This window comes from Tahibacter caeni (assembly GCF_024609805.1).
GTDB classification, from domain to species: Bacteria; Pseudomonadota; Gammaproteobacteria; order Xanthomonadales; family Rhodanobacteraceae; genus Tahibacter; species Tahibacter caeni.
Genome location: NZ_JANFVR010000477.1, coordinates 1 through 2,685, shown reverse-complemented (window position 1 = coordinate 2,685; position 2,685 = coordinate 1). Strand labels below are relative to the sequence as shown.

General features: G+C 70.4%; 2 protein-coding genes. One reads left to right on the top strand and one right to left on the bottom strand.

Features of this window, described 5'->3' with window-relative positions:
• Positions 1-21: 21 nt before the first annotated feature.
• Positions 22-1,254 (bottom strand): acyl-CoA desaturase, encoded by a 1,233-nt coding sequence (locus NON22_RS22850; protein ID WP_257389292.1) that lies wholly within the window; start codon positions 1,252-1,254, stop codon positions 22-24.
• Between the two features lie 260 nt (positions 1,255-1,514).
• On the opposite strand from NON22_RS22850, the gene NON22_RS22845 reads away from it, so the two are divergent.
• Positions 1,515-2,685 (top strand): sterol desaturase family protein (locus tag NON22_RS22845; RefSeq protein WP_257389291.1); only part of this gene is annotated, 1,171 nt, incomplete at its 3' end.

Genomic DNA, 2,685 nt, shown 5'->3' with positions numbered 1-2,685 from the left:
CATCGCCGCGCTCGGCGCAGCCTACGCGGCTTCGGCCCCGCGCCGGTCGAGCAGCAGCAGCGGCATCAGCACGGCGGCGACGACGGCGAGCCAGCGATGCTGCTGCGAGACCGCGACGCCGAACGCGGCGAGGCCCGACAGTTGCAGCGGGCCGGCGCTCAGCATGAGCCGTCGCCGCCGCGGATCGCGGCGCAGTTGGACCGATGCGCCGAACAGACGCGCCAGCGCCGCGCGCGACAGCCAGCGCGCGGGCCAGCGCACGAGCAGCGCCGAAGGAGCCTCGCCGCGCCAGCCGCGGAAACACAGCCGCCAGGCTTCGAGCAGGCCGGCGCGTTGCGCCGGCGCCGGCAGGGCGACGAGCTCTTCGCGCGGCGGCAGATCCGCGGGCAACCGCAGATTCCAGACCAGACCCAGGCGCTGCAGCGCGAGCAGGCACCACCAGCCCGGATCCCATTCGCCGCGATACAGGCCGAGCCGCGCCGAGCCTGGGAACGCGTGATGGTTGTTGTGCCAACACTCGCCCATGGTCAGCAGCGAGGTGAACGGAATGTTGCGTCCCTGCACCGCGGCGCCGCGCACCGTGTGGTGCATGCCGCCGCGGTTGTGGGCGAAATATCCGATCAGCCAGTGGCCGAACACGCCGGCAGTGACGCGCGCGCAGACGCCCCAGAACACGAAGCCCCAGCCGCCCCAGGCGTAGAACAGCAGGGCCCACGGGAGTTGCTGCGCCATCCAGGTGCGTTCGAGAAAACGATAGAACGCGTCGTCGGCGATACGCGGCTCCAGGCGGATCAGCGGCGGCCGCGCCAGCACGAGGTCGCAGTGCAGCTGCCACCACGCGTCCTGCCACCAGGCGCGACCGTGACGCAGATAGTCGTGGCACTGCGGCAGCCGCTGCGCGTAGTCGCGCAGCTCGTGCTGGCGCAGCAGGCCCAGCGGCCCGGCCAGGCCGACCTGCACGCCGCAGTAGACCAGCACGTATTCCAGCCACTTCGGACAGTCGTAGCTCGCGTGAATGAAGCGGCGGTGGCTGCCGAGCGAATGGCCGAACAGCAGAACGATCGCGGTGCAGACGAGGAACAGCGCGAACGCGGCCCAGGAAAACGTCGCGAGCCCGCCGACGAGGGCGCCGAACGCCATGGCGGTGAACCACAGCGATTTCAGCGGCGAGTAGCGGACCTGTCCTTCGCTGACGCACTCGATCGCGGCGGCGTGGACGCGATGGGCGGCGAGGCTGGACGGCACGGCTGTCATGGCGGATCTCCTGACGAATCGAAGCCGGATGTCGGGCCGTCGCACGCGGCTGTCGCCGTCGGCCCGACCCGCCGGTGCGTGACACGGAACCGTCACACGCCGCTCGACGAGCACGCTAAATTCACCGCGGCCGCGGCGTCCAGGCACTGCGACGCGATGCCGCGGCGGCCGGCGTTGCGGTGCCGCGCCGGCGCCGGCTTGACGCCGCCGCCGGCTTCCACAATTCTGCGGCCGCACCAGTTTCCGGCCGGTACGCCCGCGTGAATCCCATCGTCTACGCCATACCCGTGTTCTTCGCGCTGATCGGCCTGGAGCTCTGGCTCGCGCACCGCCGCCGCGTGCGCGCCTACGACTTCGCCGACGCGGTCTGCAGCATAGGCCTCGGCGCGATGTCGCAGGTCAGCGGCATTTTTTCCAAGCTCGTCGTGCTCGCGATCTACGTCGCGGTCCACGACCACCTGCGCCTGTTCTCGCTGCCGGCCGACAGCATCGCGGTCTGGCTGGTCGGTCTGGTGATCTACGATCTCCTCTACTACTGGCATCACCGTCTCGGCCACGAAGTCGGCGTGCTCTGGGCCGCGCACGTCGTGCACCACCAGAGCGAGGAATTCAATCTTTCCACGGCGCTGCGCCAGACCAGCTCGGGCTTCCTGTTCGGCTGGATCTTCTATCTGCCGATGGCCGTGCTCGGCTTTCCGCCGCTCGTGTTCGTCGCGGTCGGGCTGATCGACCTGCTCTACCAGTACTGGATCCACACCGAACAGATCGGCAGGCTCGGCTGGTTCGACCGCATCTTCGCGTCGCCGTCTAACCACCGCGTGCATCACGGCGTCAACGATCGCTATCTCGACAAGAACTACGGCGGCATCCTGATTCTCTGGGACCGCCTGTTCGGCACCTTCGCCGACGAGGACGCCGGCGAGCCGGTCATCTACGGCACGCGTTCGCCGCTGCGCCGTTACGATCCGCTCTGGTCGAACGTCGAGGTGTACGCGGCGCTCGCGCGCGACGCCTGGAAGACGCGGCGCTGGCGCGACAAGCTCGCGCTCTGGTGGAAGCCGCCGGGCTGGCGGCCGGCGGATCTCGCCGCGGCCGATCCAAAGCCGGCGTTCGATCCGTATACGCGGCCGAAATACGCGCCGCCGGTCGCGCGCGCCGTGCAGATCCACGTCGCCGTGCAGTTCGCGCTGCTGATGCTGATCGGCGCCGACTGCCTGGCGCGCGCCGAGCAGCTGCCGCTGGCCTGGGGCCTCGGCTACGTGGCCTGGGCGGTGCTGAGCCTCGTCGCGCTGTGCGCCTGGCTCGAGGGAGCGCGGCGTGCGCCGTTCCTGGATCTCGCGCGGCTCGCCGCGGCGCTGCTCGCGCTCGCGCTCGCGCTGGCCGGCAGCTGGTTCGGCGCGGACTGGAGTCCTGCCGCGAACGCGGTCGCCG

Bases quoted from the DNA above. Each gene is read 5' to 3' on its own strand.
- NON22_RS22850 (WP_257389292.1), bottom strand. From the start codon at position 1,254: ATGACAGCCGTGCCGTCCAGCCTCGCCGCCCATCGCGTCCACGCCGCC.